This window comes from Enterobacter cloacae complex sp. IR5422 (assembly GCF_049238165.1).
Taxonomy (GTDB): domain Bacteria; phylum Pseudomonadota; class Gammaproteobacteria; order Enterobacterales; family Enterobacteriaceae; genus Enterobacter; species Enterobacter roggenkampii.
On record NZ_JBMKHT010000016.1, the window covers coordinates 50,171 to 74,512 of the forward strand.

The window sequence follows — 24,342 nt, forward strand, 5'->3', positions numbered from 1 at the left end:
TTAATTCGAGGGTATTTAACACTACCCCTGACCATTTGGTCTTTTTTATTTACGCCGTTTCAGGCGTTTTAATTCGTCAAAGAGGAATAATCTATGCGTACGTTCAGTGGCAAACGTAGTGCGCTGGCGCTGGCTATTGCCGGTGTGACAGCAATGTCGGGCCTGGTGATTGCGCCAGAGGCAAAAGCAGCGGGTTTCATCGAAGATTCCACCCTCACGGGCGGTATTTATTACTGGCAGCGTGAGCGTGACCGTAAAGACGTCACTGAAGATAAATACAAAACCAACCTCTCGCACTCCACCTGGAACGCCAACCTGGACTTCCAGTCAGGCTACGCCGCGGATTTGTTCGGTCTGGATATCGCCGCGTTCACCGCGATCGAAATGGCGGAAAACGGCGACAGCGGCCACCCGAACGAAATCGCCTTCTCCTCCAGCAACAAAGCCTATGATGAAGACTGGTCCGGGGATAAGAGCGGTATCAGCCTCTACAAAGCCGCAGCGAAATTTAAATACGGCCCGGTCTGGGCGCGTGGGGGCTATATTCAGCCAACCGGCCAGACGCTGTTAGCCCCACACTGGAGCTTTATGCCGGGTACCTATCAGGGTGCAGAAGCCGGGGCTAACTTTGACTACGGTGACGCAGGTGCGCTGAGCTTCTCCTATATGTGGACCAACGAGTACAAAGCACCGTGGCACATTGAAATGGACAAGTTCTACCAGAACGATAAGAAAACCAAAGTCGATTACCTCCACTCGCTGGGTGCGAAATACGACTTCAAAAACGATCTGGTTCTCGAAGCGGCATTCGGCCAGGCGCAAGGGTATATCGATCAATACTTTGCCAAGGCCAGCTATAAGTTTGATATTGCGGGTAGCCCGCTGAGTACCAGCTACCAGTTCTACGGTACGCGCGACAAAGTCAGTAACGGTGGCGTCAATGATATCTACGACGGCACCGCGTGGCTGCAGGCGTTAACCTTCGGCTACAAGGTCGGTCAGGTTGATTTACGTCTGGAAGGCACATGGGTGAAAGCGGAAGGGCAGCAGGGCTACTTCCTGCAGCGTATGACCCCGACCTATGCTTCCTCCAACGGTCGTCTTGATATCTGGTGGGATAACCGCTCCGACTTCAACGCCGACGGTGAGAAAGCAGTCTTCTTCGGCGCGATGTATGACCTGAAAAACTGGAATCTGCCGGGCTGGGCCGTGGGCGCTTCTTACGCTTACGCCTGGGATGCAAAACCTGCCGACATGGCAACACCGGATGCTTACTACGATCCAAACTATCGCCTGAAAGAGTCTTCCTACAGCCTGGATGCTATCTACACCCTGCAGGATGGCCGCGCGAAAGGCACGATGTTCAAACTGCACTTCACCCAGTACGACAACCACTCCGATATCCCGAGCTACGCGGGCGGTTACGGCAACATCTTCCAGGATGAACGTGACGTGAAATTCATGGTTATCGCACCGTTCACCATCTTCTGATGAATCGTCCGGCGGGTTAGATCCCGCCGGACCGGAGACTGCAAATGATGAAAAAAATCGTAATCGTCGCGCTGTTGGCATCGGCGCTGGTGGCGTGTGCCCAGACTCAGGCACCGAAAGAGGACTCCCGCCTCAAGGAGGCCTACAGCGCCTGTATTAATACAGCGGAAGGTTCGCCGGAGAAAATTGAAGCCTGCCAGAGCGTGCTGAACGTGCTGAAGAAAGAGAAAGCGCACGAGCAGTTCGCGACGCAGGAGAATGTCCGCGTGATGGATTACCAGGCCTGTATCCAGGCACGTAAAACCGGTAACGATCAGGAAGTGGCGAAGCGTTGCGATAAGATCTGGAACGAGATACGCAATAACAATAAATAAGTTGCTTTATGCCCGGTGGCACAGTGCCACCGGGCTTTTTTCTGGCAAAAAAAAGCCAACCTTACGGCTGGCTCAGAGTATGAACACTCACTTATTTTGCGTCATGCGCATGTTCATTTTCGCGGCAATCGCCTTCAGCGCAGTGACCATAAAGGTAAAGGCTGTGGTTGGTCAGACGGATGCCGTGACGCGCGGCGATTTCACGCTGGCGCGCTTCGATAGAGTCATCGCTAAATTCAATGACCTTGCCACAGTCGAGGCAGATCAGGTGATCGTGGTGCTGCTGCTGGGTCAGTTCGAAGACAGATTTACCACCTTCGAAATTATGACGGGTGACAATGCCCGCGTCATCAAACTGGTTCAGCACGCGATAGACGGTAGCCAGCCCAATCTCTTCACCCATGTCGATAAGACGTTTATAAAGGTCTTCCGCACTGACATGGTGATTGTCTGGACCCTGAAGCACTTCGAGGATTTTTAACCGAGGAAGCGTAACTTTCAGGCCAGCCTTCTTTAATGCGGTATTGTTGTCAGTCATGCGGAATCTGTCCTGTTGCTAAACGATTCACTTCTGTAGGAAGTGACAGAAAATGCACCCGGGATAATGCGTCTCATTATAGAACTGCCATGGCTAAATGAAAACTGCAAGTCTCAGGCAAAATATGCTTATAAAAATGGGGTATCACCAACAAACTTGCTCGGTGGAAAACCACATTTTATCAGGGAGACATTGTACAGGTCTGGGCGAAAAAGTTAAAAGATTGTAGCAATTAATTTAATCGGTTTGACCTGGTGCGCGGGCGCAACCGCCGTTGCGCCGCGATAAAAATCAGGCGTTGAGAATATCGTCCAGGTGCAGTTCTTCACGGATCTGCTTAACCCATTTCTCGACGCGCTCTGCAGTCAGTTCTGGCTGACGGTCTTCGTCGATGGCCAGACCCACGAAATGATCGTCATCGGCCAGGCCTTTGGACGCTTCGAAGTGGTAACCGGCGGTTGGCCAGTGGCCGACGATTACAGCGCCATTCGGCTCAATGATGTCGCGGATGGTACCCAGCGCGTCACAGAAGTACTCGGCGTAGTCTTCCTGGTCGCCACAGCCAAACAGGGCAACCAGCTTACCGTTGAAGTCCACTTCTTCCAGCGTCGGGAAGAAATCATCCCAGTCGCACTGGGCTTCGCCGTAGTACCAGGTCGGAATACCCAGCAGCAGAATGTCATAGCCTTCGAGATCTTCTTTGCTGCTCTTGGCGATGTCATGCACATCAGCAACGTCTTTACCGAGCTGTTTTTGAATGTTTTTCGCGATATTTTCGGTATTGCCGGTATCACTGCCAAAGAAAATGCCGATGATTGCCATGAGTAAAATAACCTCTTGAAACTTAATAGTATGGTGGCGCAATTCGGCCACGGATAAGGGCAATAATAGCAGAACTGGCAACCCTGCGGAAACCGCTATCGCGCAGGACTGCACTCTGTGCTACATGAAAAGGGTAATTAAGGGAATTTTCAGACTTATGCCTGGCTGCGCAGCATCTCAAGCTGGGCGATCAACATCTCTTCAATGAGCTCGCTGCGGCTAATATTTCGCGCGTCGGCCAGCTCGTTAAGCGCATCGACCGCGTCGGCGTTGAGCTTCAGTTCGACACGCTTAAGCCCACGATTTTTATCGCGTTTAAGCTGATTGCGTTTATTGATACGCAGCTGTTCATCGCGCGAAAGCGGATTCGTCTTCGGTCGTCCCGGGCGACGCTCATTCGCGAACAGATCTAGTGTCGTACGGTCCGTTTGTTCTTTGGCCATGATTCTGAGACTTCGGGGGAAACACGCCGCCCTGCTAATGCCCGGGCGATAAGCGCGCCATCATACATCACCAAAAACGGCGCGCCAACGACTGGAAGCCCGCAGCCTTCCAGTCGCTCTCTTTTTAATCAATTTGCAGTATCAGCAAGATAGCGGCGAATGGCGCGCTGCACGGCGTCAGGTTTTTCCGCATGCACCCAGTGTCCGGCTCCGGCAATGACGTGGGCGCGAGCCTGCGGGAATTGCGCCAGTATGGCGTCGCGGTACGCGTCGGTAACGTAAGGGGAATTGCCACCGCGAATAAAGAGGGTAGGGTGTGGCCAGGCGGGTACGGTTTGCCAGCCCACAATATTGTTGTACTGGTTCCAGAGCACCGGCACGTTAAAACGCCATTGCCCGTCAACAAACGACTTCAGCAGGAACTGGACGACGCCTTCTTCATCAAGATGCTCACGCATGACGGCAGCTGCCTGCTGACGCGTCGCGACACCCGCTTCGGTGACCGCATTGATGGCGGCAAAAATTTCGTCGTGACGGCGGACGTCGTAATCCACGGGCGCAACATCAATCACCACCAGGCCGTTAATACGCTCCGGGGCCAGCGCCGTCAGGGCCATCACCGCTTTACCGCCCATTGAATGCCCGATGAGGGTCACCTTTTGCAAGTCGTTGGCATCCAGCGTATCCAGCAGATCCTGCGCCATCGCGGCGTAGGTCATCTCGTCGGAACGGCCGGAAAGACCGTGATTGCGCATATCAACCTGAAGAATATCGTGGTCGGTAACCAGCTCGCGCGCCAGCACGCCCAGGTTATCCAGGCTGCCAAAAAGCCCGTGAACCAGTACGATGGGAGAATTATTGTTCGGCGATTGTGCAGTTTGCGCTCGGGTATTCAATTTCATGGCAAAGTTCTTTTTTTACGTATGTCAGGTTAGGGTATCATGTTGACCATTCTGCCGCCCGGCTGCAAGGTTCCAGTTTAATCTGACTTTTGCCGCCAACCTGGTTTGACGCTATCCGCTGTTGGGATTTGACCTTATAATCCCAATGACTTGTATTCAGATAAGATATCGCACTGGATTAAGATGAAAACAATCGAAGTTGATGACGAACTCTATCAGTATATTGCCAGCCAGACGCGGCATATCGGGGAGAGCGCGTCCGACATTTTACGGCGCATGCTTAAAATTTCCGCCGCTTCACAGCCTGCTACCCCAGTCACCAAAGATGTCGTGTCTCAGCCAAGCGTTGTTGCACAAGCAAAACCTGCCGTGACACCGGCAAAAGATAAAGTGCGCGCGATGCGCGAGCTGCTGCTCTCCGATGAATATGCGGAGCAAAAAAAGGCGGTTAACCGCTTTATGCTGGTGCTGTCTACACTTTATTCACTGGATAACAAAGCGTTTGCTGAAGCGACCGAGTCGCTGCACGGCCGTACTCGCGTCTACTTCGCGGGCGACGAGCAGACGCTGCTGCAAAATGGCAATCAAACCAAACCCAAACATGTTCCTGGCACCCCGTACTGGGTGATCACCAATACCAATACGGGCCGCAAGTGCAGCATGATTGAACACATCATGCAGTCCATGCAGTTCCCGGCGGAATTGATTGAGAAGGTTTGCGGTACAATTTAACCCTTGCATCAGAAGGACCCGGTAATGGCAAATCACAGCCGTGCAGGCCAACCTGCACAACAAAGCGATTTGATTAACGTCGCTCAGCTGACCGCGCAGTATTACGTGCTGAAGCCGGTCGTGGGCAACGCAGAACACGCAGTGAAGTTTGGTACATCTGGTCACCGCGGCAGCGCGGCTCGCCACAGCTTTAACGAACCGCACATTCTGGCCATTGCTCAGGCCATTGCGGAAGAGCGCGCTAAAAATGGCGTTACCGGTCCTTGCTACGTGGGGAAAGATACCCATGCGCTGTCTGAACCGGCCTTTATCTCCGTGCTGGAAGTTCTGACTGCGAACGGCGTCGATGTGATTGTTCAGGAGAACAACGGCTTCACCCCAACGCCTGCGGTCTCTAACGCCATCCTGGTGCACAACAAAAAAGGTGGCGCGCTGGCTGACGGTATCGTGATCACGCCATCCCACAACCCGCCGGAAGACGGCGGCATCAAATACAACCCGCCTAACGGTGGCCCGGCAGACACCAACGTCACCAAAGTGGTGGAAGATCGTGCGAACGCCCTGCTGGCTGACGGTCTGAAAGGCGTGAAGCGCATCTCTCTGGATGCGGCCATGGCGTCCGGCCACGTAAAAGAGCAGGATCTGGTTCAGCCGTTCGTGGAAGGGCTGGCGGAGATCGTCGATATGGCGGCCATCCAGAAAGCCGGCCTGAAGCTGGGCGTGGATCCGCTGGGCGGCTCCGGTATTGAATACTGGAAACGTATTGCCGAGCACTACAAGCTGGATCTGACCATCGTGAACGATCACGTCGATCAGACCTTCCGTTTTATGCACCTGGACAAAGACGGCGCGATCCGTATGGACTGCTCCTCCGAGTGCGCGATGGCGGGCCTGCTGGCGCTGCGTGATAAATTCGATCTGGCGTTTGCGAACGACCCGGATTACGACCGTCACGGTATCGTCACTCCTGCCGGGCTGATGAACCCGAACCACTATCTGGCTGTTGCGATCAACTACCTGTTCCAGCACCGTCCGCAGTGGGGCAAAGAGGTGGCTGTCGGTAAGACGCTGGTTTCCTCCGCGATGATCGACCGCGTGGTCGAGGCGCTGGGCCGCAAGCTGGTGGAAGTACCTGTGGGCTTCAAATGGTTTGTTGACGGTCTACACGACGGCAGCTTTGGCTTCGGTGGTGAAGAGAGCGCGGGGGCCTCTTTCCTGCGCTTCGACGGCACGCCGTGGTCAACCGATAAAGACGGCATCATCATGTGCCTGCTGGCGGCGGAAATCACCGCGGTCACCGGTAAAAACCCGCAGGAACATTACAACGACCTGGCAGCACGCTTTGGTGCGCCAAGCTATAACCGTATTCAGGCCAGCGCAACGTCTGCCCAGAAAGCGGCCCTGTCCAAACTCTCTCCGGAGATGGTCAGTGCAAGCACCCTGGCGGGCGATCCGATCACCGCGCGTCTGACGGCGGCACCTGGTAACGGTGCGTCTATTGGTGGTCTGAAAGTAATGACCGAAAACGGCTGGTTCGCTGCGCGTCCATCCGGTACGGAAGATGCGTATAAAATCTATTGCGAAAGCTTCCTCGGCGCTGAGCATCGTCAGCAGATTGAGAAAGAAGCGGTAGAGATTGTCAGCGAAGTGCTGAAAAACGCGTAAGTGCGGTTTGTGTGCCGGGCGGCACTGCGTTTGCCCGGCCTATAACAACGATCGTAGGCCCGGTAAGCGCTAGCGCCACCGGGCTTTTTTTCAACTGTGCTTATTCTTCAATTCAAACCGTGGTGACACCAGACCGTACAGCGTCCAGCCCATAAAGGTCACCATCGCACCATACAGCATCGCTTCCTGGCCGGAGGAATAGAGCGCATAGAAGCTGTAGATTGCGCCAATCAGCGCCACGATATTGGCCGCACGCGCCTTGCGCGGATCCACCTTCGCAACCTTCTGAATAATCACCAGCGCCGCCATCGACAGAATATACGGAATGATGTTCGTCACCACCGCCAGGTTGACCAGCACGTTGAACTGGCTGTTCAGCGACGGGCTAATCGTCATCAGCGACAATCCGCTCTGGAAGATAACAATCGCCAGCATGCCCTGCACCGGCGCATCGGCTTTGGTGACGCGGGAGAAGATTTTTGGGAAGTAACCTTCATCAGCCGAAGATTTAAATACCTGTGCGATGGTGAACTGCCAGCCAAGCAGTGAACCGCAGCATGACATGACCATCAGACCCATAATCACTTTCCCGACTTCCGGCGTGAACATCTGCGCGAAGGCCAGCCCGAACGGCGCCGTGGAGTTGGCCAGATCCATGTTCGGAACGATGCCCGCGATGACGTTTGTCGAGACGATATAGATCACCGCTGCGCCCAGCGTACCGCCGAGGACCGCAATCGGCACGTTCTTTTCAGGGTTATCAACCACTTCTGCGTTCGCGCAGGCGGATTCCAGGCCCAGGAAGGCCCAGAGCGTCATGGCTATAGAAGAGCCGACTGCGCTGAAGAACGGCACATGGTGCGGGTTCCAGGAGTTGGCGTACAGGGTCGGGCTGAACCAGAACCAGCCGATGATGCACAGGCCGACGACTGGAATAATCACGCCCCAGACGGTGATGCTGGAGAGCTGTCCGGTGATACGCGCCCCGCCAAAGTTAGCCACGGTGCAGATCCACAGCACGCCGATGGTGGCCAGGCCAATCTGTACCGGGCTAAGCGTCGCGCCAAACAGCTCCGTACCGTAGCCCACGGCGGAGATGGCAATCGCCACGTTGGCGATCAGCAGTGACACCCCGTAGGTATAGTTGGCCATAAAGTTGCCCGACTTGCCAAAGGCATACTCGGCGTAGCCTCCCATGCCGCCTGACTTGCGGCTGAACATCCCGCACTTGGCAAACGCCCACGCCAGCGCCATCGAGCCGACGGCGGTCACCAGCCAGGAGATAATTGAAATGGTTCCTACTTCGGCAAGCTTGGTGGGCAGCATAATGATCCCTGAACCCATCATGTTCACCATGGTGAGGATGGTCAGCTGCACCACGCCCATCTTATTGGACTTACTCATAATTTCTCTCCTTTCAGCAGCGCGGGCTGAGCGGCGGGTTGTTTGATGACGTTACAGCGAACCTGTTTGCGGCCCTCGCACTCTTCGACGTACACACCCTGCAGCTCCGGCGCGAAGCCCGGCAGCAGGTTGATGCCTTCTTCCAGCGCGGCGAAGTAGCGCAGCACGGAGCCGCCCCAGACCTCCCCTGGAACCACGCACAATACCCCCGGTGGATAAGGGAGGGCGCCTTCCGCGGCGATGCGGCCTTCCGCGTCGCGCAGGGAGACCAGTTCCACTTCTCCGCGCAGATAGGCGTAGTTCGCGTCCTGCGGGTTCATCATCACGCGCGGGAAGTGAGACTTGCGGAACATCTCTTTCTGCAGCTGTTTGACATTGTGACGGGCGTACAGGTCATGCATCTCCTGGCAGATCTGGCGCAGGGTGTAATCCGCGTAACGTTCCGGATGTTGTCTGCAGATGGAAGGCAGTACCTCTTTTAATGGAGCATCGCTCTCGAGCAGTTTTTCGAAACGCACCAGCTGCGCCACCAGCTGCTGCAGCTTGCCCATATCTTCCGCAGGCGTGAGCAGGAACAGGATCGAGTTGAGATCGCATTTCTCCGGCACGATGCCGTTTTCACGCAGGAAGTTGGCGAGGATGGTGGCAGGCACGCCGAAGCCGTCATACTCCCCGGTGCGGGCGTTAATGCCCGGCGTGGTCAGCAGGAGCTTGCACGGGTCGATAAAATACTGATGCTCGGCGTAGCCTTCAAAAGCGTGCCAGTTTTCACCCGGTACGAAATGGAAGAAGCGCAGATCGGTCGCAATCTCCGCCGTGTCCCAGCTTTCCCACGGACGGCCATCCACCGTCTTCGGCACGAACGGGCGCAGATACTGGCAGTTCTCCAGGATTAGTTTTCGCGCCTCAATACCGTTCACCACGCAGTCCATCCACATGTTGCGGCCGCTCTGGCCTTCATGCATACGGGCGTTGATGTCCAGCGCGGCAAACAGCGGATAGAACGGGCTGGTGGAGGCGTGCATCATAAAGTCATTATTCAGCCGCTTATGCGGGACATAGCGCTGCTGACCTTTGATGTGGCTGTCTTTCTTGTGAATTTGCGAGGTCTGGGAGAAGCCGGCCTGCTGTTTATGCACGGACTGGGTAACCAAAATCCCCGGGTCGTTTTCGTTCAGCTCCAGCAGCAGCGGCGAGCAGTCGGCCATCATTGGAATAAACTGCTCGTAACCCACCCAGGCCGAGTCAAACAGGATGTAATCACACAGGTGCCCAATCTTATCCACCACCTGGCGGGCGTTGTAGATGGTTCCATCGTAGGTGCCCAGCTGGATCACCGCCAGACGGAACGGACGCGCATCGCGTGCACGACCGGGTGCGACTTCTGCCACCAGCTCGCGAAGATAGCTTTCTTCAAAACAGTGGGCGTCAATGCCGCCGATAAAGCCGTACGGGTTGCGCGCGGTTTCCAGATAGACCGGCGTTGCGCCTGCCTGAAGGAGGGCACCGTGATGGTTGGATTTGTGGTTATTACGGTCGAACAGCACCAGGTCGCCCGGGGTGAGCAGGGCGTTAAGCACCACTTTGTTGGATGACGAGGTGCCGTTGAGCACGAAGTAGGTCTTATCGGCATTAAAGACCTTCGCCGCATGCTGCTGTGCGATGCACGGTGCGCCCTCGTGAATCAGCAGATCGCCCATTGCCACGTCGGCGTTGCATAGATCGGCGCGGAAAAGCGTCTCGCCAAAGAAATCAACGAACTGATTACCGGCAGGATGGCGGCGGAAGAACTGGCCGCCCTGATGCCCCGGGCAGTCAAACGCGCTGTTGCCCTGTTTTACATAGTCGACAAGGGCGCGGAAAAACGGCGGACGCAGCTGGGTTTCATACTTCAGGGCAGCCGCCTCCAGCTGGCGTCCATAAAAGTCGTTGCTGGTGTCTGAATACTCAAATACGCCATGAATGCGGGATAAATAATCTGCCGGAATGAATTCTTCTTTATGCGTCGCGACAAAAACAGGAATGCCAAATCCGGTGGCTTCTATTTCTTCCAGTATGCCATCGGTAATATCACTGACCGCCAGCACAATAGCGGCAACGTCGATATAATCCGAGGCCCGGACATCCACCAGTTCACGCTGGGTGGTAAAGCAATCAGGACAGGCGCGGCTGGCTGCGATTTTTAAACTTTTCATCTTTCTCTCTTTATTTTAGGTAATAAGCGTCCCTCGATTTCTTGCAAAAAAGAAATCGATAATCTTCCGGAAAAAAAGCAAAGGGTGGCTGCTGATTAAAATCAGTACATTGCTTTTTTGATGATTGAAATTCAGTCCGCCCGGTGCGGATGGGTCTGAATCAAAATGAATGAGCGCACGTGTTCACAGGCAATGGCCTGTAAAATAAGATGTTTCAGGATAACCTGTAAGCGAGTGCGCCAGAAGTCGAAGGACTACCGGGCATTAAAGAGATGAAAGTCAAAGCAGTTTCGGTGGGCAAACATCATGATATGTGTTGTCCGCCTTATATGGGGCATTAAACGATTGTTGTTTTCCATGATTTATTTTCCTTTCAGTAATTGAAAGCACGGTCATTTTATCCAGGAAAACGCGATTAACTGTGAAGGAGATCACCGTTAACCGATCATTTTAGAAATAAATAGTCGTTTTTGATGAATATCGCAGATCAAAATTCTGATTTGTTGATATCGGGTTAACAGGATGTATTGCAAATGTTTTAAATGGGCATAAATAACCCAAAAAATATCGAGTGGATTATTTATGAAATATTTTCTGAGAGGTTTTTATTTTATTTAAAAATAAACTGAATAGTTATTCAGAGCATAAACCGATAACCGATACCGGTTTCAGTTAATAAATGGCGAGGGCGAGCGGGGTCGACTTCGAGTTTCTGACGAAGGTGCCCCATATATATGCGTAAATAGTGACTATGTTCCACGGCGTTGGGCCCCCACACCTGACTTAACAGCTGGCGCTGGGTGAGAACCTTGCCGTGATTGTTGAGCAGCACGGCGAGCAGGCGAAATTCGATGGGCGTGAGGTGAATTTCCTCTTCGCCGCGCACAATGCGCCGCGCGGCCAGGTCAACCCGGATATCCCCAAACGTGTAGGTTGGATCGGCAGGCGTGGTGGCGCTGTGGCGACGCAGCGCCACGCGCAGGCGAGCCTGTAGCTCGCCGATGCCAAACGGTTTAATCAGGTAGTCATCCGCCCCGGCATCCAGCGCGGCGATTTTATCCGTCTCTTCAGTACGGGCGGAGAGCACGAGGATCGGCATCTGGCTCCACTGACGGACTTCACGAATAAAATCGATGCCGTCACCGTCCGGGAGACCCAGATCGAGGATCACCAGGTCCGGCTTGCGGGTGGCGGCTTCAATTAACCCCCGCTGAAGCGTACCTGCATCATGGACGCGCAGACCGTCTCCTTCCAGCGCAGCGCGCAGAAAACGGCTAATGGCGATCTCATCTTCAACAATCAGAACGTTGATCACAAATCCTCTGGTAATTCATTAAGTTCTGGCGGGGTTTCCAGAGGAAGTGTAACACAAAAACGCGCACCGCCTTCCGGACGATTCTCCGCGGAAATGGAGCCGCCATGCACGTCAATGATCGCCTGGCAAATGGCCAGCCCCAGTCCCACGCCCGGAATGGCCGACTCCTTATTGCCGCGCGCGAATTTCTCGAAAATAGCCAACTCCTGCCCGGCAGGAATGCCCGGGCCGGTATCCCAGACGTTAAGGCGAAGCGCGCCGTCGTCCACCGTCGCATCCACCCCAATCTGCGCGCTGGCGCCCGCATATTTGGCGGCATTTTCCAACAGGTTGATCAGCACCCGTTCAAACAGCGGACCATCAACATGAATTAAGGTCAGGGGCTCGGGCATGTTCAGCGCAATATGTCGCCCGCCCAGGCCGGGCTCGAGCATTTTCAGCGCGCTGCCCACCACCTCTTCCAGCGTGAGCCACTCTTTTTTGAGGTTAAAACCGCCCGACTGGATACGCGCCATGTCGAGCAGGTTATTCACCAGGCGCGTGGTATTCAGCACGTGCTGGCGGATCTCGCTGGCCTGAAGGGCATGCTTCGAGCCTTCCGCCGCCAGGTCCAGCGTCAGAATTTCTGACTGACCAAACAGGACGGTGAGCGGGGTACGCAGATCGTGAGACAGCGCCGCCAGCAGCGAGTTACGAATGCTTTCACGCTCGCTTGCCAGCCGGGCCTGTTCCTCGCTGGCGGTGAGGGCCAGTCGTTCCAGCGCGCTGGCAACCAGCAGCGTAAACGTCTCCAGTAAACGCTGCTGTTCGGGGATCATCAGCTGGCGCAGGTTGGAAGGCTCCACGATGACCAGCCCCTGATTTTTATCGGCGCTGCGCAGGGGCAGAATTTGGTAGGGCACGCCGGGGAGGGTGTCGGTCCCTGCGCCCGCCGGTAAGCCTTTGTCAAAGCTCCAGCGCGCGATGGCTTCGTCCCAGGGCGTCATGCCTGTGGCGGAGGTCAGCGGGCGCAGCTTGCCGTGTTCGTCCGGGAGTAAAATCAGGTTGCTGGCATGAAACGTCGAGCGGATAAACTGCTCGCTGGTCTGCACGATATCCAGCGGCGTGCGGCCCACCGCCAGCGATTTCGACATCTCATAGAGATGGCGCGTGCGCTGTTCGCGATAGCGGGCGATGCGCGCCTGATAGCGCACGCCCGCCGTCAGATTGCCGATCACCAGCCCGACGGTGAGCATGACGGCAAAGGTGAGGATGTACTGCACGTCCGAGACGGCCAGCGTCCCGCGGGGGGCAATAAAGAACAGATCGAAGCTGATGACGTTGATCACCGTCGCCAGGACCGACGGCCAGCGCCCGTAGAAGAGCGCCACCACCACCACGCCTAAAAGGTAGATCATCACCAGGTTGGCGGCATCAAACGCGATCAGCCACTGGCTGGCAATCACGGTAATCAGGGCGCAGAGCACGACGGCGACGAGACAGCCGCGAAGTTGAATGCGCCATTTATCGCTGAAGGTACGGCTGTCCGGCGCGCGATTGGGTAAGGGGGTAGGTTTGTCGTCCAGCGCCACGATCACCAGATCCAGATCCGGCGCGCGACGGGCCAGCTTGTCGGCAAAGGATTCTCGGCTAAACCAGCGCCGATGCTGACGACGGCCAATGACGATTTTCCCCAGGTTATGCTCGCGCGCGTAGCGCAGAATGGCTTTATCTTCCTGCGGATCGGAAAGGGTAGCGGTTTCGGCACCCAGCTCCTGCGCCAGGCGCAGCGAGCTCAGGATCGCGCGGCGCTGGTTTTCGGGCAGCGCGTGCAGCTGCGGCGTTTCGACATACACCGCATGCCAGACGCTGCCAAATTTGGCCGCCAGGCGCGCGGCGGTGCGGACCAGTTTTTCATTGCCGCTGCCGTGGCCCACGCACAGCAGAATAGCATCCCGCGTGTGCCAGACGCGCTCCTGTCCCTGCAGATCGCGCCAGGCGCGCATCTGATCGTCCACCCGGTCGGCGGTTCGGCGCAGGGCCAGCTCGCGCAGGGCAATCAGGTTGCCTTTACGGAAGAAATGTTCGATGGCGCGCTCGGCCTGGCCGGCGATATAGACTTTGCCTTCGTGCAGGCGCTGGCGCAAATCATCGGGCGGCAGGTCGACCAGCACCACCTCATCCGCGGAATCAAAGAAGGGATCGGGCACCGTCTCGCGTACCTGAATGCCGGTCACGCCGCTGACCACGTCGTTCAGGCTTTCGAGATGCTGAACGTTAACCGTGGTGAACACATCGATACCGGCTTCAAGTAATTCTTCAACGTCCTGCCAGCGTTTGGGGTGGCGCGAGCCTGGCGCATTGCTGTGCGCCAGCTCGTCCATCAGGATAAGCGCGGGACGGCGGGCGAGGGCGGCATCGAGATCGAATTCGGTGACTAACCGACCGCGGTGGCTGATGCGGCGGGGCGGCTGGGTAGCCAGCCCCTTCAGCAGTGATGCCGTCTCTTTACGTCCGTGGGTTTCAACCACGCCGATCAGAATATCGAGCCCCTGCGCCCGAAGCCGCTGGGCTTCCGTCAGCATGGCGAAGGTTTTCCCGACGCCCGCGCAGGCGCCGAAGAAAATTTTCAGTTTGCCGCGATGGGCCTCAGCTGTTTGTTCGAGCAGCCTGTCCGGATCCGGGCGCATGGGCTCGTCGGTCATTTAGTTTTTCCTTAGCGCGTCCAGCGCCAGATTCAGCTCAACAATATTTACCACGGGCATGCCGATGAAGCTGACCAGCGGCTTTTGCGTGTGCTCTGCCACAAGCCTGCTCACCTGTTCGTCGGTCAGCTGACGGGCAGCGGCGACGCGCGGGATCTGCCATGCCACCGCTGCCGGCGTCAGGCTGTAGTCCAGCCCGCTGGCCGAGGCGGTTACCAGCTCCACGGGAACGTCACGGCTGGCCTGCGGATTCGCGGCGCGCAGGGCTGCCACGCGCTCCGCGACGGCTTTGTCCAGCTCGGGGTTGCTGCCCGCCAGGTTGCTGCCGCCGGATGCCATCGGATTATACGGGCTTTCGGCAGTGGCGGAAGGGCGTCCCTGGAAGTAGCGGGCATCCGTAAAGTTCTGACCAATCAGGCGAGAGCCGCGGTTTTCACCGTTTTGCAGTATCAGCGAGCCGTTGGCCTGATCCTTAAACCACCACTGGCCCAGCGCGGTGGTCACCAGCGGGTACAGCCCGCCGGTAATGAGAGACAGCAGTATGAACAGAAGTATAGCGGGGCGTAACATGGTCATTTGATTCACCTTTTAAACCAGGCCGAACAGGGTCAACAGCAGATCGATAACCTTGATACCGACGAAGGGCACCACCAGCCCGCCCAGGCCGTAAATCCACAGGTTACGGCGCAGCATGGCGGCCGCCGTGAGCGGCTTATAGCTCACGCCCTTCAGCGCCAGCGGGATCAGGAAGACAATAATCAGGGCGTTAAAAATCACTGCGCTCAGAATGGCCGAGGCCGGAGAGTGCAGGTGCATCACGTTCAGGGCGTTTAATTGCGGATAGGTCGCAGCAAACGCGGCCGGAATGATGGCGAAATACTTCGCCACGTCGTTGGCGATACTGAACGTGGTCAGCGAACCGCGCGTCATCAGCATCTGCTTGCCGATGTGCACCACTTCAATCAGTTTGGTCGGGTTAGAGTCGAGGTCGACCATGTTGCCCGCCTCTTTTGCGGCCTGGGTACCGGAATTCATCGCCACCGCCACGTCGGCCTGCGCGAGGGCAGGAGCATCGTTGGTCCCGTCACCGGTCATCGCCACCAGACGGCCTTCCGCCTGATACTGACGAATCAGTGCCAGCTTGGCTTCCGGTGTGGCTTCGGAAAGGAAATCATCCACGCCCGCTTCGGCGGCAATCGCCGCGGCGGTAAGACGGTTATCCCCGGTGATCATCACCGTTTTGATCCCCATTTTACGCAGCTGGGCAAAGCGCTCTTTGATGCCGCCTTTGACGATGTCCTTCAGGGCAATGACCCCGAGCACGCGCGCGCCTTCGGCCACCACCAGCGGCGTCGCCCCCTGACGGGCCACGCTTTCGACCAGGCTGTCCACTTCCGGCGGGAAGTGGCCGTTATTGGCCTCAATGTGGCGGCGGATGGCGTCAACCGAGCCTTTACGGATCATGCGATCCTGAATGTTAATGCCGCTCATGCGGGTTTGCGCCGTGAAGGGCACGAACGTGGCGTGCAGGTTCTGCACGTCGCGCTGGCGCAGGTTAAAGCGCTGCTTGGCGAGGATCACAATGCTGCGGCCTTCCGGGGTTTCATCGGCAAGGGATGAGAGCTGCGCGGCATCCGCCAGCGTTTTTTCATCCACCCCCGGGGCGGGTAAGAAATCCGACGCCTGACGGTTGCCGAGGGTAATGGTGCCGGTTTTATCCAGCAGCAAGACGTCCACGTCACCGGCGGCTTCTACCGCACGCCCGCTGGTGGCGATGACGTTGGCACCGAGCATACGGCTCATGCCGGCCACGCCGATGGCCGACAGCAGGCCGCCGATGGTGGTGGGGATCAGACAAACCAGCAGCGCCACCAGCACCGTGACGGTGACCGCGGTACCGCCATAGGCAGAGAACGGCCACAGCGTCGCGGTTGCCAGCAGGAAGACGATGGTCAGGGCCACCAGCAGGATGGTCAGGGCAATCTCGTTTGGCGTTTTACGGCGCTGTGCGCCTTCCACCATGGCGATCATCCGGTCGAGGAAGGTTTCACCCGGGTTAACGCTACACTGGATCACCAGCCAGTCGGAGAGAATGCGCGTCCCGCCCGTCACGGAGGCGAAATCGCCGCCGGACTCACGGATCACCGGCGCGGATTCGCCGGTAATAGCGCTCTCATCCACCGATGCGCCCCCTTCAATAACTTCGCCGTCGCAAGGGATGATGTCACCGGCTTCCACCAGCACCACATCGCCTTTACGCAGTTCATCTGCCGGAACGTGGTCCATCTGGGCACCGTACTTCGGTTCACGTAGCTTGCGTGCGAAGGCGGTCTTTTTCACCCCTTTCAGGCTGTTGGCCTGGGCTTTACTCCGGCCTTCCGCCAGCGCTTCCGCAAAGTTGGCGAACAGCACGGTAAACCACAGCCACAGGCTGATGGCGCCGGTAAACATCGCATTTCCCGGCATATGGCCCGTTCCCATGGCAATCGCCAGGGCGGTGGTCAGGACGCTTCCCGCCCAGACGATAAACATCACCGGGTTGTGCCACTGCACGCGCGGGCTCAGCTTTTTCACCGCATCCATGAGCGCCTGGCGAACTAATGACGGTTCGAACAGGGCCAGTTGTTTACGACTCATGACAATTTCTCCGCAAAATCAGCGTAAAGAGAGGTATTCCGCGACCGGGCCTAACGCGAGGGCGGGGATAAAGGTCAGGGCGCCGACCAGCAACACGGTGCCCGTCAGCAGGCCGATAAACAGCGCGCCGTGGGTCGGTAACGTTCCGGTGGTGGTCGGTTGGATTTTTTTGTTCACCAGCGATCCGGCAATCGCCATGACCGGCACAATGATCCCGAAGCGGCCCACGAACATGCAGAACGCCAGCAGACAGTTCCAGAATGGAGAGTTGGCGCTTAGGCCTGCAAAGGCGCTGCCGTTGTTGTTGGCGGCAGAGGAGACGGCATACAGCACTTCGCTAAAACCGTGAATGCCAGGGTTAAAGATGCCGCTGCGTCCGGCCTCGGTCATCAGCGCCAGCGCGGTGCCGAGCAGCACGAGAGCCGGGGTGACCAGAATTGCCAGCGCGGTTAACTTCATCTCGCGAACGTCGATCTTTTTACCCAGATACTCCGGGGTGCGGCCAATCATCAGACCGGCAATAAACACCGCCAGCAGCACGAACAGCAGCATGCCGTAAAGACCGGAGCCCACGCCGCCAAACACCACCTCACCAATCTGCATCAGCCACATTGGGATCATGCCGCCCAGCGCCGTAAAGGAATCATGCATGGCATTGACGGCCCCGCACGACGCTGCCGTGGTGACGACTGCATAGAGGCTGCTGGCGAGAATGCCAAAGCGGCTCTCTTTACCTTCCATGTTGATTGTGCTATCTGCACCCAGTGAGAGGAAGTGCGGATTACCCTGCCATTCGGCCCACATCACCAGCGCAACACAGACCACGAAAATAAGCGACATGGTCCAGAGCAGGGTACGCCCCTGACGGCGATCGTTGACCACGTCGCCAAAGGCAAAGCAGAGCGCGGCGGGGATCAGGAAAATCGCCAGCATCTGCACAAAATTGGTCAGGGCGGTCGGGTTTTCGAACGGGTGCGACGAGTTGGCATTGAAGAAGCCGCCACCGTTCGTTCCGAGCATTTTGATGGCTTCCTGCGACGCCACTGGCCCCATCGGCAGGAGCTGTTTTGCCCCTTCCAGCGAGGTATAAGGTGCGTAAGGCAGCAGGTTTTGCAGGCTGCCCTGCTGTATGAAGAACAGCGCGATCAGCAGCGCAATCGGCAGCAGGATCCACAGCGTAATGCGCGTCAGGTCTACCCATGCGTTACCCAGCGTGCTCACTTTCTGGCGCGCAAACGCCCGCGTTAGCGCGAAGATCACCGCAATACCGCTGGCGGCAGAGAGGAAGTTCTGCACGGTTAGCCCGACCATCTGGCTGAAGTAGCTGAGCGTGGTTTCACCGGCATAGGACTGCCAGTTGGTGTTGGTGACAAAACTGACCGCCGTGTTTAGCGCGAGATGCCAGGACAGGCCCGGTAACTGCTGCGGATTCAAAGGCAGGACACCCTGCAACATCAGCATGGCAAAAAGCGCGATGAGGCCAATGATATTCAGCAGCAGAATAGCGATCAGATAGTCACGCCAGTTCATCTCCCGATCGTCTATACCCAGTACGCGCCAGATCCCTTTTTCAACGCTTCCCGTGCCTAGCAGGGGAACGTTATTGATCAGCCGTGCCAGCCCCGAGCCCAGTGGCCTTGCCAGGACGAACAACACCACTAAGAAACTGGCAATAAGCAAAAACGCCTGAGCAGCCATCAGAATGCCTCCGCATTAATCAGGGCATAAACCAGATAACCCAATAACAGGAACACCAGCACGATGCCGGCAATAAGACCTGCACTCACAATCCACCTCCGGGTGACTTTTGTTGTTGTGCTAACGGTAGGATTTATGGCGCAAAGATTTCGCAAAAATGAGAAGGGCGGGTGTAAAAAAAGTATAAAAATGGCAAAGCCCACAATTTAACTATTGATAAGTAAATCGTTAACTTTTTTGTAACTTAATTACGGCGTGAATGTAAATTTTGGCTAAACGGACGAAAATAAGTGGTCGGATGAGTAGTAAAATTACAAACAAAGCGATATTATTTTAGCCAGGTCACAGATTTTGAATTTTCCGGATGACGTTTCCGGCCAACTATAGGGGAGAAAAATATGGATCTTTATAAAGAGTTTCCGGCTCATATCGTGTTCATGCGCCGCGCTTTCGCCGTAGTGGCTGGCGTACTGGCTCTGCCGGTGATGCTGTTCTGGAAAGATCGTGCACGTTTTTATAGCTATCTGCACCGCGTCTGGGCGAAAACCAGCGAGAAGCCGGTGTGGATGGATCAGGCCGAGAAAGCGACCTGCGATTTTTACTGATACTAAGACGACACCCAGAAAAAAACGCCGGGGGGAGCGATAGCCCCTCGTCAGGGTTTACAGGCACATAATAGCCGTCTTTCTTGCCGGGTGACGCTGCGCTTACCCGGCCTACACAGGGCAAAGAGATCAATGCATTGCATGTTTTATTGTAGGCCCTTGCAAGCGTAGCGCCGCCGGGCGAAATGCACAGCATTCACCTTGTCATTAGTCTGTAAGGCCGCCTTGGGCGGCCTTTTTTACTTCATCCCGTCTACACTTCATGGCAAAGTAGTTCAATGCATGCTTTTTCCTTTTACGGCATGCCCTTATGGACATAATGGACAATAGCCTGGAGTTTTATGCCCACCCATCTGGTTTGGTTTCGCGCGGACCTGCGCGTACATGACAACTTCGCACTCGCGGCAGCCTGCCGTTCCGATGACGCCAGCGTGCTGGCGCTGTTTATCGCTACGCCCGAACAGTGGCAGCAGCATGATATGGCCCCGCGGCAGGCGGCTTACCTCAAATCGCATCTGAACGATCTGCAACACTCACTTGCTGAAAAAGGTATCCCGCTGATCTACAAAGAGGTCAGTGACTTTGCCGCGCAGCTTAAGATGTTGCGGGAGGTATGTCAGCAGAACGGCGTCACGCATCTTTTTTATAACTACCAGTACGAGCTGAACGAACGGCTGCGGGATCGCCAACTGGAGAACATTCTGGGCGAGGTGGTTTGTGAAGGATTTGATGACAGCGTAATGCTGGCACCGGGCAGCGTCATGACCGGCGGCCATGAAATGTATAAAGTGTTCACGCCGTTTAAAAATGCTTTTGTTAAACGTCTGAAAGAGGCGCTGCCGGAGTGCGTACCCGCACCCGCAGCCAGAGGGGAAGCTATAACCACGCTGCCTGAATTAACGTTTAACTATCCCCAACAGGCATTCGATGAGCTTCTGTTCCCCGCAAACGAGAAGGCAGCAATTGCGAAGCTGCGCCAGTTTTGCAAACAGGGCGCGGGAGAGTACGACGCGCGCAGGGATTTCCCGGCGATTGAAGGGACAAGCCGCTTATCGGCAAGCCTGGCGCTGGGCGTACTCTCTCCTCGCCAGTGTTTACATCGTCTTCTGGCCGAGCAGCCGCAGGCGATGGACGGTGGGGCGGGTTCGGTGTGGCTGAACGAACTTATCTGGCGCGAATTCTATCGCCATCTGATGACGTATCATCCCGATCTCTGTAAGCATCGTCCGTTCATCCCCTGGACCGACAACGTAAAATGGCAGCACGATGAGGCACGTTTACAGGCCTGGCAAAAAGGGGAAACGGGCTATCCGATTGTTGATGCCGCCATGCGTCAGCTGAATGAAACCGGGTGGATGCACAACCGCCTGCGAATGATTACCGCCAGCTTTCTGGTGAAGGATCTGCTTATCGACTGGCGTATCGGAGAGCGCTATTTTATCTCTCAGCTGATCGACGGCGATCTCGCTGCGAATAACGGCGGCTGGCAGTGGGCGGCCTCTACCGGCACCGATGCGGCTCCCTATTTCAGGATTTTTAATCCGACCACTCAGGGGCAAAAATTTGATGCCAACGGCGACTTTATCCGCCGCTGGTTGCCCGCGCTCAGGAACGTTCCTGCAAAAGCGATCCACGACCCGTGGGCATGGGCGGATAAACAGGGCGTAAAGCTCGATTATCCCCGCCCGATTGTTGACCATAAACAGGCGCGCACCGCCACGCTGGCGGCGTACGAAGCCGCCCGAAAAGTTTGAGAGCATAAAGATGAAAAACAGTGAACTGGAACGCCTGATTAACGAAAAACTCAATACCGCCTCCTTTAGCGACTACGGCCCAAATGGCCTGCAGGTAGAAGGGCGCGAAACGGTGCAGAAAATTATCACCGGCGTCACGGCAAGCCAGGCGCTGCTGGACGAGGCTGTCCGTCAGGAAGCCGATGCGGTGATTGTCCATCACGGCTACTTCTGGAAAAACGAATCACCGATTATTCGCGGCATGAAGCGCAACCGCCTGAAAACGTTGCTGGCAAATGACATCAACCTGTACGGTTACCACCTGCCGCTGGACGCACACCCGGAACTGGGCAACAACGTTCAGCTTGCGCAGCTGTTGGGGATAACCGTAATGGGCGAAATCGAGCCGCTGGTGCCGTGGGGCGAGCTGGCGATGCCGGTTCCCGGACTGGAGCTGGCCTCGTGGATTGAAGCGCGCCTGGGGCGTCGCCCGCTGTGGTGCGGCGATACGGGCGCGGACCTGGTAAAACGCGTTGCCTGGTGCACCGGGGGCGGGCAGGGCTTTATCGACAGCGCCGCGCGCTTCGGTGTTGATGCCTTTATCACCGGCGAGGTTTCCGAGCAGACCATTCACTCGGCGCGTGAACAGGGGCTGCATTTCTACGCGGCCGGTCATCATGCCACCGAGCGCGGCGGCATTCGGGCCCTCAGCGAGTGGCTGACGGAAAATACCGATCTGGATGTAACCTTTATTGATATCCCTAATCCGGCCTGATGAGAGGTGCCTGAGTGCAGCGAGCGCGTTGTTATCTTCTGGGAGAAACGGCAGTGGTTCTGGAGCTCGAGCCGCCGGTGACCCTTGCCACGCAAAAGCGTATCTGGCGGCTAACCCAGCGTCTGGTCGATCTGCCGGACGTGGTTGAAGCCATTCCGGGGATGAATAACATCACGGTGGTACTGCGTAGCCCGCATACGCTGGCGCTGGATGCCATCGAGCGTTTACAGCGCTGGTGGGAAGAGAGCGAGGCGCTGGAGCCGGAATCGCGTGCCATTGAAATCCCGGTCGTTTATGGCGGTACGGGGGGACCGGATCTTGGTGTGGTAGCAGACCATTGCGGGCTCACCGAAAAGCAGGTGGTTGAGCTGCACAGTTCGGTGGATTACGTCGTCTGGTTCCTGGGATTCCAGCCCGGATTCCCGTATCTGGGGGGATTATCTCCCCGGCTGCATACGCCGCGCCGCGCTGAACCTCGCCTGAGCGTACCGGCGGGGACGGTCGCGATTGGTGGCGAGCAGACCGGCGTATATCCGCTGGCTTCGCCCGGTGGTTGGCAGCTTATTGGGCATACCGCCACCCCGTTATTTGACCCCGCGCTGGCGTCGCCAATACTCCTGCGCCCGGGCGACACCCTTCGCTTAATCCCGCAGAAGGAGGGGGTATGTTAACGCTTATTCGCGCCGGGCTTTACACCTCCGTACAAGATGCCGGGCGCTTTGGCATGCGCCAGTCCGGCGTGAGCTATTGTGGCGCGCTGGACCGTCCTGCGCTGGAAATCGCTAACGTGCTGGTGGGCAACCCCGGCAGCACGGCGGCGCTCGAAATTACGCTCGGCCAGTGTGTCATTGAGTTTGGTCAGGAGACCTGGTTCGCGCTCACCGGCGCCGGCTGTGATGCCACGCTGGACGGCAAAGCGGTGTGGACCGGCTGGCGTCTGCGGGCGAAAGCCGGGCAGCGTCTGACCTTAAAGCGTCCTCTGCACGGCGTGCGTAGCTATCTCGCGGTGGCTGGCGGCATTGATGTGCCTGAGGTGCTGGGCTCATCCAGTACCGATCAGAAAGCCGGGATAGGCGGTCACGAAGGACGTCTGTTGCGCGACGGCGATCGCCTGGCGATTAAGCCCTCTTCGCGTCACTTCTCGACGGCTCAGGGGGTAAAACAACTTCTCTGGGGAAACCAGATCCGCGCCTTACCGGGGCCGGAATATCATGAGTTCGACGAGGCCTCAAAAGAGTCTTTCTGGCGCGCGCCGTGGAAGCTTAGTCCGCAGAGTAACCGAATGGGCTATCGTCTGCAGGGGCAGCCGCTGATCCGGACCACCGACCGGGAACTGCTCTCCCACGGTTTGTTGCCCGGCGTGATTCAGGTTCCAGGCAACGGGCAACCGATCGTCTTAATGAACGACGCGCAGACGACGGGGGGCTATCCGCGAATTGCCTGCATTATTGAAGCCGATCGCTACCATCTGGCGCAAATTCCCCTCGGTCAGCCGATTCACTTCGTGCAGTGTTCGCTGGAGGAAGCGCTAAAGGCGCGGCAGGATCAGCAGCGCTATCTCGAACAGCTGGCGTGGAGGCTCGATGGTAAAGATTGATTTAAACGCCGATCTGGGCGAGGGCGGCAGCGCCGACGCGGCGCTAATGACGCTGGTCTCTTCGGTCAATATTGCCTGCGGCTTCCACGCAGGCGATGCGCAAACCATGCTGGAGAGCGTGCGTCATGCCATCAAAAATGGCGTGGCGATTGGCGCTCACCCGAGCTTCCCTGACCGGGATAACTTTGGCCGCACCGCGATGGACCTGCCGCCTGAGACGGTCTACGCGCAGGTGCTCTACCAGACTGGCGCGCTGGAGGCGATGGTTCGCGCCGGGAAGGGCGTACTGCGTCACGTGAAGCCGCACGGTATGCTCTATAACCAGGCGGCAAAAGACCCGGTGCTGGCGGCGGCGATTGCCCGTGCGGTGCGGGACTGTAATCCGCAGCTGATTCTGGTCGGCCTGGCGGGCAGTGAGCTTATTCGTGCCGGAGAACGGCTGGGGCTGACCACGCGGCAGGAGGTGTTTGCCGATCGGGGATACATGCCGGACGGCAGTCTGGTTCCGCGCACGCAAGCCGGTGCGCTGATTACCGATGAAGCGAAAGCGCTGGCGCAGACGCTGGAGATGGTGCGCTACGGGCGAGTGACCGCCGTGGATGGCACAACGGCGCACGTTCAGGCTGATACGGTATGTTTACACGGCGATGGCGAGCATGCGCTCCAGTTCGCGCGCCGCCTGCGGGCCGCGTTCGCTGAAGAGGGCATTCTTGTCAGCGCAGATTAATCATA

Annotated in this window: 23 protein-coding genes; 10 read left to right on the forward strand and 13 right to left on the reverse strand. The window is 57.0% G+C overall.

All coding sequences use genetic code 11. The annotated features are described in order from the left end of the window. The first annotated feature begins 93 nt into the window (after positions 1-93). On the forward strand, positions 94-1,491 hold the full coding sequence (gene chiP / locus ACOTXT_RS10290) for a chitoporin ChiP (RefSeq protein WP_063417499.1): 1,398 nt from the start codon (positions 94-96) through the stop codon (positions 1,489-1,491). A gap of 47 nt (positions 1,492-1,538) precedes the next feature. Continuing rightward, complete coding sequence (gene chiQ / locus ACOTXT_RS10295) at positions 1,539-1,865, forward strand: ChiQ/YbfN family lipoprotein (protein WP_055322220.1); 327 nt, start codon at positions 1,539-1,541, stop codon at positions 1,863-1,865. A 91-nt stretch (positions 1,866-1,956) separates the two neighbouring features. Here the strand turns inward: chiQ and fur are convergent, their stop codons facing one another. From fur to ybfF, 4 genes are all read right to left on the reverse strand, one after another. Next, complete coding sequence (fur, locus tag ACOTXT_RS10300; RefSeq protein ID WP_008501066.1) at positions 1,957-2,403, reverse strand: ferric iron uptake transcriptional regulator; 447 nt, start codon at positions 2,401-2,403, stop codon at positions 1,957-1,959. A 291-nt stretch (positions 2,404-2,694) separates the two neighbouring features. Beyond that, on the reverse strand, positions 2,695-3,225 hold the full coding sequence (fldA, locus tag ACOTXT_RS10305) for a flavodoxin FldA (protein WP_008501067.1): 531 nt from the start codon (positions 3,223-3,225) through the stop codon (positions 2,695-2,697). A gap of 155 nt (positions 3,226-3,380) precedes the next feature. Next, positions 3,381-3,668, reverse strand: a complete 288-nt coding sequence (ybfE, locus tag ACOTXT_RS10310) for a LexA regulated protein (RefSeq protein ID WP_008501068.1) — start codon at positions 3,666-3,668, stop codon at positions 3,381-3,383. 128 nt (positions 3,669-3,796) lie between these two features. Next, a complete protein-coding gene (gene ybfF, locus ACOTXT_RS10315) occupies positions 3,797-4,570 on the reverse strand; it encodes an esterase (protein WP_055322207.1) in 774 nt (257 codons plus the stop codon). Positions 4,571-4,753: 183 nt separating this feature from the next. On the opposite strand from ybfF, the gene seqA reads away from it, so the two are divergent. Next, entirely contained in the window at positions 4,754-5,302 is a 549-nt protein-coding gene (seqA, locus tag ACOTXT_RS10320) for a replication initiation negative regulator SeqA (protein ID WP_008501070.1), read from the forward strand. 24 nt (positions 5,303-5,326) lie between these two features. Beyond that, positions 5,327-6,967: a phosphoglucomutase (alpha-D-glucose-1,6-bisphosphate-dependent) gene (gene pgm / locus ACOTXT_RS10325; protein ID WP_023343591.1), complete on the forward strand. Its 1,641-nt coding sequence runs from the start codon at positions 5,327-5,329 to the stop codon at positions 6,965-6,967. 90 nt (positions 6,968-7,057) lie between these two features. Here the strand turns inward: pgm and potE are convergent, their stop codons facing one another. The 9 genes from potE to kdpF form a co-directional block, all read right to left on the reverse strand. Further along, complete coding sequence (potE, locus tag ACOTXT_RS10330) at positions 7,058-8,371, reverse strand: putrescine-ornithine antiporter (RefSeq protein ID WP_008501072.1); 1,314 nt, start codon at positions 8,369-8,371, stop codon at positions 7,058-7,060. Beyond that, positions 8,368-10,566, reverse strand: coding sequence for an ornithine decarboxylase SpeF (gene speF / locus ACOTXT_RS10335; protein WP_421625309.1), 2,199 nt, complete (start codon positions 10,564-10,566; stop codon positions 8,368-8,370). Before speF ends, potE begins: the two co-directional genes overlap by 4 nt. 254 nt (positions 10,567-10,820) lie before the next feature. Further along, positions 10,821-10,925, reverse strand: coding sequence for a leader peptide SpeFL (speFL, locus tag ACOTXT_RS10340; protein WP_003858645.1), 105 nt, complete (start codon positions 10,923-10,925; stop codon positions 10,821-10,823). 278 nt (positions 10,926-11,203) lie between these two features. Beyond that, a complete protein-coding gene (kdpE, locus tag ACOTXT_RS10345; RefSeq protein WP_008501074.1) occupies positions 11,204-11,881 on the reverse strand; it encodes a two-component system response regulator KdpE in 678 nt (225 codons plus the stop codon). Beyond that, positions 11,878-14,565, reverse strand: coding sequence for a two-component system sensor histidine kinase KdpD (gene kdpD, locus ACOTXT_RS10350; RefSeq protein ID WP_008501075.1), 2,688 nt, complete (start codon positions 14,563-14,565; stop codon positions 11,878-11,880). The genes kdpE and kdpD overlap by 4 nt, the downstream gene beginning before the upstream one ends. After that, complete coding sequence (gene kdpC, locus ACOTXT_RS10355; protein WP_039024418.1) at positions 14,566-15,141, reverse strand: potassium-transporting ATPase subunit KdpC; 576 nt, start codon at positions 15,139-15,141, stop codon at positions 14,566-14,568. It lies immediately after the preceding gene. 12 nt (positions 15,142-15,153) lie between these two features. Continuing rightward, the gene (kdpB, locus tag ACOTXT_RS10360; protein ID WP_049120663.1) at positions 15,154-17,202 is read right to left on the reverse strand and encodes a potassium-transporting ATPase subunit KdpB; all 2,049 of its coding nucleotides are present in this window, start codon (positions 17,200-17,202) and stop codon (positions 15,154-15,156) included. 18 nt (positions 17,203-17,220) lie between these two features. Further along, on the reverse strand, positions 17,221-18,900 hold the full coding sequence (gene kdpA / locus ACOTXT_RS10365) for a potassium-transporting ATPase subunit KdpA (protein ID WP_333163599.1): 1,680 nt from the start codon (positions 18,898-18,900) through the stop codon (positions 17,221-17,223). After that, positions 18,900-18,989, reverse strand: coding sequence for a K(+)-transporting ATPase subunit F (gene kdpF / locus ACOTXT_RS10370; RefSeq protein WP_014069365.1), 90 nt, complete (start codon positions 18,987-18,989; stop codon positions 18,900-18,902). The genes kdpA and kdpF overlap by 1 nt, the downstream gene beginning before the upstream one ends. A gap of 309 nt (positions 18,990-19,298) precedes the next feature. On the opposite strand from kdpF, the gene ACOTXT_RS10375 reads away from it, so the two are divergent. From ACOTXT_RS10375 to pxpA, 6 genes are all read left to right on the forward strand, one after another. Next, positions 19,299-19,505 carry a YbfA family protein gene (locus ACOTXT_RS10375; RefSeq protein ID WP_008501079.1) on the forward strand — a complete coding sequence of 69 codons (207 nt, stop codon included), beginning with the start codon at positions 19,299-19,301 and terminating at the stop codon, positions 19,503-19,505. 341 nt (positions 19,506-19,846) lie between these two features. After that, a complete protein-coding gene (phrB, locus tag ACOTXT_RS10380) occupies positions 19,847-21,259 on the forward strand; it encodes a deoxyribodipyrimidine photo-lyase (RefSeq protein ID WP_039024417.1) in 1,413 nt (470 codons plus the stop codon). Positions 21,260-21,269: 10 nt separating this feature from the next. Continuing rightward, positions 21,270-22,013 carry a type 2 GTP cyclohydrolase I gene (locus ACOTXT_RS10385; RefSeq protein WP_021241021.1) on the forward strand — a complete coding sequence of 248 codons (744 nt, stop codon included), beginning with the start codon at positions 21,270-21,272 and terminating at the stop codon, positions 22,011-22,013. Positions 22,014-22,027: 14 nt separating this feature from the next. Continuing rightward, positions 22,028-22,684, forward strand: coding sequence for a 5-oxoprolinase subunit PxpB (gene pxpB / locus ACOTXT_RS10390; RefSeq protein WP_421625310.1), 657 nt, complete (start codon positions 22,028-22,030; stop codon positions 22,682-22,684). After that, complete coding sequence (gene pxpC, locus ACOTXT_RS10395) at positions 22,678-23,610, forward strand: 5-oxoprolinase subunit PxpC (protein WP_021241019.1); 933 nt, start codon at positions 22,678-22,680, stop codon at positions 23,608-23,610. Before pxpB ends, pxpC begins: the two co-directional genes overlap by 7 nt. Further along, positions 23,597-24,337, forward strand: coding sequence for a 5-oxoprolinase subunit PxpA (gene pxpA / locus ACOTXT_RS10400; RefSeq protein WP_025912732.1), 741 nt, complete (start codon positions 23,597-23,599; stop codon positions 24,335-24,337). The genes pxpC and pxpA overlap by 14 nt, the downstream gene beginning before the upstream one ends. Positions 24,338-24,342 lie beyond the last annotated feature (5 nt).

Excerpts from the sequence above, each read along its gene's own strand:
- chiP (WP_063417499.1), top strand. The coding sequence starts at position 94 with ATGCGTACGTTCAGTGGCAAACGTAGTGCGCTGGCGCTGGCTATTGCC.
- ACOTXT_RS10385 (WP_021241021.1), top strand. The coding sequence starts at position 21,270 with ATGAAAAACAGTGAACTGGAACGCCTGATTAACGAAAAACTCAATACC.
- pgm (WP_023343591.1), top strand. The coding sequence starts at position 5,327 with ATGGCAAATCACAGCCGTGCAGGCCAACCTGCACAACAAAGCGATTTG.
- kdpC (WP_039024418.1), bottom strand. The coding sequence starts at position 15,141 with ATGACCATGTTACGCCCCGCTATACTTCTGTTCATACTGCTGTCTCTC.
- fur (WP_008501066.1), bottom strand. The coding sequence starts at position 2,403 with ATGACTGACAACAATACCGCATTAAAGAAGGCTGGCCTGAAAGTTACG.
- pxpC (WP_021241019.1), top strand. The coding sequence starts at position 22,678 with ATGTTAACGCTTATTCGCGCCGGGCTTTACACCTCCGTACAAGATGCC.
- potE (WP_008501072.1), bottom strand. The coding sequence starts at position 8,371 with ATGAGTAAGTCCAATAAGATGGGCGTGGTGCAGCTGACCATCCTCACC.
- fldA (WP_008501067.1), bottom strand. The coding sequence starts at position 3,225 with ATGGCAATCATCGGCATTTTCTTTGGCAGTGATACCGGCAATACCGAA.
- kdpA (WP_333163599.1), bottom strand. The coding sequence starts at position 18,900 with ATGGCTGCTCAGGCGTTTTTGCTTATTGCCAGTTTCTTAGTGGTGTTG.
- speFL (WP_003858645.1), bottom strand. The coding sequence starts at position 10,925 with ATGGAAAACAACAATCGTTTAATGCCCCATATAAGGCGGACAACACAT.
- kdpD (WP_008501075.1), bottom strand. The coding sequence starts at position 14,565 with ATGACCGACGAGCCCATGCGCCCGGATCCGGACAGGCTGCTCGAACAA.
- phrB (WP_039024417.1), top strand. The coding sequence starts at position 19,847 with ATGCCCACCCATCTGGTTTGGTTTCGCGCGGACCTGCGCGTACATGAC.
- seqA (WP_008501070.1), top strand. The coding sequence starts at position 4,754 with ATGAAAACAATCGAAGTTGATGACGAACTCTATCAGTATATTGCCAGC.
- ybfE (WP_008501068.1), bottom strand. The coding sequence starts at position 3,668 with ATGGCCAAAGAACAAACGGACCGTACGACACTAGATCTGTTCGCGAAT.
- kdpB (WP_049120663.1), bottom strand. The coding sequence starts at position 17,202 with ATGAGTCGTAAACAACTGGCCCTGTTCGAACCGTCATTAGTTCGCCAG.
- ybfF (WP_055322207.1), bottom strand. The coding sequence starts at position 4,570 with ATGAAATTGAATACCCGAGCGCAAACTGCACAATCGCCGAACAATAAT.
- speF (WP_421625309.1), bottom strand. The coding sequence starts at position 10,566 with ATGAAAAGTTTAAAAATCGCAGCCAGCCGCGCCTGTCCTGATTGCTTT.
- pxpA (WP_025912732.1), top strand. The coding sequence starts at position 23,597 with ATGGTAAAGATTGATTTAAACGCCGATCTGGGCGAGGGCGGCAGCGCC.
- chiQ (WP_055322220.1), top strand. The coding sequence starts at position 1,539 with ATGAAAAAAATCGTAATCGTCGCGCTGTTGGCATCGGCGCTGGTGGCG.
- ACOTXT_RS10375 (WP_008501079.1), top strand. The coding sequence starts at position 19,299 with ATGGATCTTTATAAAGAGTTTCCGGCTCATATCGTGTTCATGCGCCGC.